8 protein-coding genes and 2 tRNA genes are annotated in these 7,325 nt (G+C 45.2%); 6 read left to right on the forward strand and 4 right to left on the reverse strand.

The window, feature by feature from the left end:
• Nucleotides 1-4: 4 nt before the first annotated feature.
• On the reverse strand, nt 5-1,519 hold the full coding sequence (locus VN447_RS07765; RefSeq protein WP_325524454.1) for a PLP-dependent aminotransferase family protein: 1,515 nt from the start codon (nt 1,517-1,519) through the stop codon (nt 5-7).
• A 112-nt stretch (nt 1,520-1,631) separates the two neighbouring features.
• On the opposite strand from VN447_RS07765, the gene VN447_RS07770 reads away from it, so the two are divergent.
• Nucleotides 1,632-2,318, forward strand: a complete 687-nt coding sequence (locus VN447_RS07770) for an AzlC family ABC transporter permease (RefSeq protein ID WP_325524456.1) — start codon at nt 1,632-1,634, stop codon at nt 2,316-2,318.
• The gene (locus tag VN447_RS07775) at nt 2,308-2,631 is read left to right on the forward strand and encodes an AzlD domain-containing protein (protein WP_325524457.1); all 324 of its coding nucleotides are present in this window, start codon (nt 2,308-2,310) and stop codon (nt 2,629-2,631) included. The genes VN447_RS07770 and VN447_RS07775 overlap by 11 nt, the downstream gene beginning before the upstream one ends.
• Here the strand turns inward: VN447_RS07775 and VN447_RS07780 are convergent.
• Nucleotides 2,612-3,712, reverse strand: coding sequence for a GGDEF domain-containing protein (locus VN447_RS07780; RefSeq protein WP_325524458.1), 1,101 nt, complete (start codon nt 3,710-3,712; stop codon nt 2,612-2,614). The genes VN447_RS07775 and VN447_RS07780 overlap by 20 nt on opposite strands.
• Nucleotides 3,713-3,874: 162 nt before the next feature.
• Here VN447_RS07780 and VN447_RS07785 point away from each other — a divergent pair, with 162 nt between their 5' ends.
• A complete protein-coding gene (locus VN447_RS07785) occupies nt 3,875-4,411 on the forward strand; it encodes a YmaF family protein (RefSeq protein ID WP_325524460.1) in 537 nt (178 codons plus the stop codon).
• A gap of 130 nt (nt 4,412-4,541) precedes the next feature.
• Here the strand turns inward: VN447_RS07785 and VN447_RS07790 are convergent, their stop codons facing one another.
• Nucleotides 4,542-4,706 (reverse strand): hypothetical protein, encoded by a 165-nt coding sequence (locus tag VN447_RS07790; RefSeq protein WP_325524461.1) that lies wholly within the window; start codon nt 4,704-4,706, stop codon nt 4,542-4,544.
• Nucleotides 4,707-4,979: 273 nt separating this feature from the next.
• On the opposite strand from VN447_RS07790, the gene speE reads away from it, so the two are divergent.
• Complete coding sequence (gene speE, locus VN447_RS07795) at nt 4,980-5,816, forward strand: polyamine aminopropyltransferase (protein WP_325524463.1); 837 nt, start codon at nt 4,980-4,982, stop codon at nt 5,814-5,816.
• A gap of 65 nt (nt 5,817-5,881) precedes the next feature.
• Here the strand turns inward: speE and VN447_RS07800 are convergent, their stop codons facing one another.
• Nucleotides 5,882-6,994, reverse strand: coding sequence for an aminopeptidase (locus VN447_RS07800; protein ID WP_325524465.1), 1,113 nt, complete (start codon nt 6,992-6,994; stop codon nt 5,882-5,884).
• A 177-nt stretch (nt 6,995-7,171) separates the two neighbouring features.
• On the opposite strand from VN447_RS07800, the gene VN447_RS07805 reads away from it, so the two are divergent.
• Both VN447_RS07805 and VN447_RS07810 read left to right on the forward strand, forming a co-directional pair.
• Nucleotides 7,172-7,247, forward strand: a tRNA-Asn gene (locus VN447_RS07805).
• A gap of 3 nt (nt 7,248-7,250) precedes the next feature.
• Nucleotides 7,251-7,325: transfer RNA gene (locus VN447_RS07810), tRNA-Glu, on the forward strand.

A 7,325-nucleotide genomic window follows, 5' to 3' on the forward strand; every position in this document is an offset into this window, starting at 1 on the left:
CAAATTAAATAATTGGAGTAACTGCCCGCCGCTCATGACTGCCGGTATTATTATTTGCCAGGACATGTAATGCTTTGCTTAGGCGTTTAATGCCTTCAAGCAGGCGTTCTTCGGGATGGGTAGTAAAGCACAGCCTGAGCTCGCGGGAGCCAGAGTCGTCAGCATAGAAGGCTTCTCCAGGAACAAAGGACACCCCTGTTTTGCCTGCTTCATGCAATAACTGCCGGGTCAGGATACCTTCGTTTAGAGTGCACCAGAAATAAAATCCGCCTGACGGCAAGGCAAAGGTCAGATACGGACTGCAATAGCGTTTGAGGGCGCCGGCTACAGAGTCGCGGCGCTTTTTGTATTCAGTGCGGACAAAGGCTAGGTGGCCATCAAGTAAGTCTTCAGACAGATAATCAAAGAGCAGTTTCTGAGACAGATTGCTGCTGTGAAGGTCAATGTATTGTTTTTCAAGTGCAAACCGGTTAATTACTGTTTCTGGTGCAATAACCCAGCCTGTGCGCAGTCCGGGGAAGAGAATTTTGGAAAAAGTACCAAGCGCGATGACGCCGCCGTACGGATCAAGCGCTTTGAGTGAATGGGGAGGCTGCTCGCCGTAGTACAATTCTCCGTAGGGGTCATCTTCCACAATCACCAGGCGATGTTTGGCAGCGAGCTGTAAGAGTTTATGCCGCTCTTCAATAGGCATAACCCGGCCATTAGGATTTTGAAATGTCGGCATAATATAAAGAAGTTTAGGGCGGTAGCGGATGAGGTAATCTTCCAGAAGATCAAGGGGCAAACTGCCTAAAGCCGGCAGGCTAAGCAGCCGGGCATTGGCTGCGCTGAATACTTGGATGGCTCCAAGATAGGTGGGGGACTCAACAATAACATAATCACCGGGTTCCAGAAACGCTTTTGTGATTAAATACAGCCCTTGCTGGGAGCCGCTTACAATCATTGTATTTTCCGGTGTAATATTATAGCCTTTTTTTATCAGCCTCGCAGCCAAAGCACGGCGAAGCGGCAGATAGCCTTCTGTTGGGATATGCCCTAAGTCGGAGCCGTTGAGATGGGAAGACTGTTGGCTAAACAGCCTGTGAAAGTGCTTGAGCGGATAAAGTGCGGGGTCAGGCATACCCGCAGCCAAGGAGATAATGTCCTCTGCAGCGGCAGATGCAATCAGTTCACGTAAAATTGACGATAGTTGTATATTGGGACTAGGGGTAAATAGCTGTGACCAGGGGACGGCAGGGGTTGGCTGCAGGGATGGCGTTAAATCAGCCACATAGGTACCACTGCCGACTTTGGTAATGATGAGTCCCTGTTCCTCCAACTGCCGGTAAGCGTTAATTGCTGTTGTGCGGCTTACCCCCAAAAGGGCGGCCAGTTCACGTTCCGGCGGCAGTTTAATTCCGGCAGGCAATGCGTTATTCTTGATATTTTCGGCTAGTACTCTGGCAATTTGACTATATAGCGGTAGTGCTGACTTCGGCGTAAGTAAGACTTTATCAACGATTTTGGATATATCCATTTCTAAAAATCTCCCTAAATATCCAATTATATTATTTAATTTAACAATTGGATATTTACAATGTTTTTCCTGCAAAGTAATATGAAATAAATTACTAAAGGCGGTGAGGTTTATGAAAGATTATGTACAAGGGGTGCGTGACAGTCTACCTGTTATGCTGGGGGTCGTACCCTTTGGCATTACCTGTGGTGTGATGGGACTAACGGCCGGGCTGACGCCTGTAGAAACGGTGCTTATGTCGCTGCTGGTATTTGCCGGGGCGGCACAATTTATCGGTATAACTATGCTGGGAGCCGGGATTACCGGTTGGGGTCTTATTGTATTTACTACGCTATTAATTAATCTTCGCCACTTGCTGATGGGGGTATCACTGGCGCCGCACCTTCTGAAGCTGCCGCTCGCCAGGCAACTGCTACTGACCTTTTCTCTGACTGACGAGTCCTATGCTGTTACAATGAACCGGACGGCCAAAGAAGGGTATAGTGCTAACTATCAGATGGGGAGCAGCTGGGCCTTTTACTTTATCTGGGCCGCGTCCACGACCATAGGTGTGCTGGTGGGCAGCTATATACCTGACCCACTGGCCTGGGGCCTTGATTTTGCTATGCCAGCTACTTTTCTAGCAATGCTGATGCCGCGGCTGACGAATCATGTCAGTGTTGCTGTATGCCTCGTTGCTGCCGTAACAGCAGTGGTAGGAGCAGCATATTTGCCGGGGAAATGGTATATAATAGCCGCCTGTTTGGCTGCAAGCATAACAGGCGGCTTATTGGAAAAGGAGGATAATCATGCGGTTTGAAATGATGCTGATCATTGTCGGAATGGCGGCAGTAACTTTTTTTACAAGGTTTGGTGCAGTGGCATTATTAAAGAAAACTGGTTTGCCAACCTGGTTTGAGCGCTGGCTCAAACATCTTCCCACCGCTGTTTTGACAGCGCTTATTGTGCCGTCGTTGATTTTGCCACAGGGGCGGGTTGATTTTTCTCTGAACAATCATTATCTCCTGGCTGGGATACTGGCTGCTGTTGTGGCTTATACATTCCGGAACGCCATACTTACTATGGGGCTGGGTTTAATGGCTATACTGTCGCTTAGGTGGCTTGGAATATAGCGACTTGATTGCGGCCTGAATTTTTAGCTTGGAGCAGCGCCTCTTCAACTTGAGCGATAAGCTGCTGAACTGACAAGGAACCGCCGGTATAGGTTCTAACACCAATGCTGACAGTAAGTTTGCCACCAGGTTGGTGTTCTTCATCCGGGAAAGGATAATTTTCGATGCTGGCACGCAGCCGGTCAGCAGTGACCACCGCTCGAGTTTCGTCAACGTCAGGCAGGATGATGATAAATTCTTCGCCGCCAAACCGCCCTGCCAAGTCGTTGTTGCGAATATGGTTTTTTAACAGCGTAGATATTGTGACAATCACTTCATCGCCCAGGGTGTAGCCGGAATGGTCGTTATATTGCTTAAAATGGTCAATGTCCAGCATAAGCACGCTCAGCGAGCCGCCATAGGATACCTTTGATATTTCCTCCTTCAGGAATTTTATCGATTGGCTGGCATTAGACAGGCCGGTTTTGCAATCAATGAGGGATGCCTGATCAAGCATGTTTTGGACGTGGGCAAGTTCGTCAGCCTTTTTTTTCAACTTGATAGCCATAATATCCAAATCTTTTTTGTTTTCACTAATAATACCGACCGGAAGACGGTATAGCAGGGTGTTTGTCAATAGTCCCAGCCCGAAAAAGATGCCAACCAAGAGTATTGTAGACATAATAACATTGGCGGCTGTTACCGTTATCTCAACATAGCCGTATGTTGTGCCGTGAAAAGTGATATCTACACGCTGGGTAACATCAAATAGCGACGGTGAAGGTGTTGTGGCTGAACTTTCACTGTTTGACCAGTTGGTGGTTATTTTAAGATGTTGTATATCAGGTTTTTGCTGATATACAGAGACCAAGCTGTTAAGCAGTGGTAATTTCTGCTGATGATCATCCGGATTGCTGAGGATAATTTCTTGTGCTTCACGGGCAATTTGCTGAGCAAGTGCCGCTGTTTCGGCCTGTTTGGTTTTCCAGGCCCAACCGAGATACGTTAGGGGGGTACAGAAAGAGATTAAAAGGCCGGTAATTAAGGCTAAGACAAACATACGGGTTGCCAGTGGTCTAACGATTTCTTTACCTTTGGGCATCACATACCTCCGTACAGGAACTTGACTTCTTGTTACTATACTATATGCTTAGTAAAATCAAGTTGACACTTTTAATAATATGTAAATAAAACTGGTAGTAGCCAATGATTAGCCTGAAGCATAGAATATGGTGTACGAAATCTTTTGGAGGTGCGACAGGCTATGCCTATCAATGAAGAAGACCGTAAACATAAACATCACCACAATAAGCCCCGGCCCAGTATGTTACATGTTCATACTTATCTTACTGAAGTCGATGTAGCTGATGATCATCAGCATGTTATTTTAGGTGTCAGCGGCCCAGCGCAGGAAAAGGGAAGATCCCATGTTCACCGGATCCATGGCCGGACTTCATTTATTGTTGAAGAAGGGGAATGCGGCCACTGGCATACCGAAGATGTCATGACCGGACCGGCCATTGAAATGCCGTGCTGTAACCATGTCCACTATTTCCAAGGTATGACAAGTGAGGATGACAATCATTGCCACAGCTTTGCCGGTGCTACCGGTCTTGGACCATCTGACTGCCCGGATTCAGAAGAAGAAGATTACTGCGAAGAGGAAGAAGAAGATTACTGTGAAGAGGAAGAAGATATGGATGAGTGTGAAGAGGAAGAAGATATGGATGAGTGTGAAATGCCTATGAAAACCATGCCTAAGTATAAATATAAATACGGCAAGCGGCCAGAAGAAAAATAACGCATAAAAAAGAAGCAGCCGCCAGCAATTACGCTGGCGGTCGCTTCTTTTTTTGAGGATAAAACAAGGCGCTTTTGTTATTTATCCGTACAACTACGAATCAAAAACGAAAGAGCTTTGTAGCGGTGTTTTACTTTAAGGCAAGTGCAGTGTTAGGTTGGGTACGTTGGCTGATATGATAGGGCAATGTGAGGAAAAACCATATTGGTGAAGTAAATATCAGCAACATTAGAAAAACCATAAACAGCGGGCAGACAATTGCCAATGTCAGGTAAAACGCCATATTCTTAAACACAAGCTCACCCCCCTCCTTTGTATAATGTAAGCTGAGTGGAAAGGTATAATAGAACCTGTAAGTTAAGTATACACCATTATAATTGTGAAATAAAGTACTATACATAGAAAAAAGTTAAATTTTTCACAGATTTTTTAAAGATTTGTATACATCTCCCATTTTTACAGATTTATCTTTCCATTTGGCAATATTTGTGATAAAATTTGTGCCTGAACAAATCATATAAATTGGGGGAAGCTATAGAAGCCAAAATAAGTAAGGGGGATTAAATAAATGGAGTTATGGTATACAGAATATCAAACTAAAAATCTGGGTCTTACCGCTCGGATAAAGGAAACACTATATGCCGGACAGTCGGAATTTCAGCAAGTCGCAGTAGTGGATTCTCATGAATTTGGGCGGATGCTGGTGTTAGATGGCGTATTCCAGACCTCGATTTTTGATGAGTTTATTTATCATGAGATGATTGCCCATGTACCGCTGTTTACGCATCCTAATCCTAAAACCGTCCTGGTTATTGGCGGCGGAGATGGCGGGACTATCCGCGAGGTCGTTAAACATCAATCGGTTGAAGTGGCGGAGATGGTGGAAATTGATGGCATGGTCGTTGATGTCAGCAAAAAATATCTGCCGGAAATTAGTGTGGCTTTAAATGAAAACCATCCTAAGCTACGTCTTAAAATTGGTGATGGCATTAAACATATGCAAGAAGTAGAGAACAAATATGATGTCATCATTGTAGACTGCTCTGATCCCATCGGCCCAGGGGAAGGTTTATTTACTCACGCGTTTTATCAAGACGTGCACAAAGCACTCAAGCCAGATGGCTTGTTTGTACAACAGACTGAATCACCGTTTTTTCATCAGGACCTGATAAAACGGCTTAAGACTGACATTGCGTCCCTGTTCCCAATCACTCGTCTGTATTTGGCTAACATTCCGCTGTACCCGAGCGGGTTACACTGCTTCACCATCGGCTCTAAGCAATACGACCCAATTAATGCCGATGTGGCCCGGATTCCTGAAAACTTAGGTACACGGTATCATAACCGTGAGATTCAAAAAAGTTGTTTTGCACTGCCGAATTTTGTGCAAGAACTACTGAAATAGGATATTAAAGCGGAGAAAAAAGCGAGATTGATCCACATAACGTGGCAATCTCGCTTTTGCTCTAATTACATCAGATTTTCCGGATTTAAACCCTCAAGCTCAGGGAGTATGAATCGACCATCCTTACGGATTAGCTTATCATCAAACCGGATTTCGCCGCCGCCGTATTCCGGATTCTGAATGCAGACTAAATCCCAATGAATCGCCGATTTGTTACCATTAAAGGCGACATCATAAGCGTTGCCAGGGGTGAAGTGGAAACTGCCTTTGATTTTTTCATCAAATAAGGTATCTTTCATGGGCTTTTCAATATAAGGATTGACACCTAAGGCGAATTCGCCTATGTAACGGGCACCTTCGTCAGTATCGAATATCTTGTTAATCTTTTCGATGTCATTCGCTGTGGCTTTGACAATTTTCCCATCTTTAAATTCAAGGCGAATGTTCTCATAAGTAAATCCTTGGTATACTGCCGGCGTGTTATAAGTAAGGACACCATTAACTGAATCTCTGACAGGTGCGGTATATACTTCACCGTCAGGTATATTTCGGAGACCGGAGCATTTTACTGCCGGAATGCCTTTTATTGAAAATGTTAGGTCAGTGTTAGGCCCGGTAATCTTCACTTTGTCGGTTTTTTCCATAAGCGCGACTAAGGGATCCATCGCTTTGGCCATTTTGCCATAATCCAGGTTGCACACATTAAAGTAGAAGTCTTCAAATGCTTCGGTGCTGGTACTCGCCGACTGCGCCATAGAGGCGTTAGGCCAGCGTAGAATACACCATTTGGTTTTTGGGACGCGCACGTCAAGATGCACTGGTTTTACCCAGTCCTGCTGATAGCGTTGCAGCTGTGAGGACGGGACGTCGGCCATCTCGGTGATATTGTAACTGGCTCTGATGGCAATATAGGCATTCATCTCTTTCATGCGGGCCTCTTCCCAGGAAGCAGCCAGTTTAAGTTGCTCGCTTGAGGCGCTCATCAGCAGGGCCCGCTGCAATTGGCTGTTCTTGAGTTCGAGAAAGGGTATGCCGCCAACTGCGTAAGCTTCATCTACAAGCGCTTTGGCCAACGGCAGGGCATCATCAAACATTTCGATTAATATTTTTTCACCACGCGCAAGGCTGGTTGAATAACCAATTAGGTTTTTGGCGAGAGTTTTTATTCTTGGGTCCAAGGGTATACCTCCTTAAATGATTTTTTGGTCTAATATCAGTATTTGATGTTTTAACAAAAATATCCTTTCATTTAACGGTATTAACGGTAAAATACAGGGTACTAATTGACAATAAAAATATGGACGGCTACTTGCAATTTTAGTTTACCTAGTATATAATTCATTATGTTATAATATTCCTCGATAGCTCAGTTGGTAGAGCAATCGGCTGTTAACCGATCGGTCGTAGGTTCGAGTCCTACTCGAGGAGCCATCTGGCCCGTTGGTCAAGCGGTTAAGACACCGCCCTTTCACGGCGGTATCAAGGGTTCGATTCCCTTACGGGTCACCA

Source organism: Sporomusa sp. (assembly GCF_035561155.1).
In the GTDB taxonomy this organism is placed as follows: Bacteria; Bacillota; Negativicutes; order Sporomusales; family Sporomusaceae; genus Sporomusa.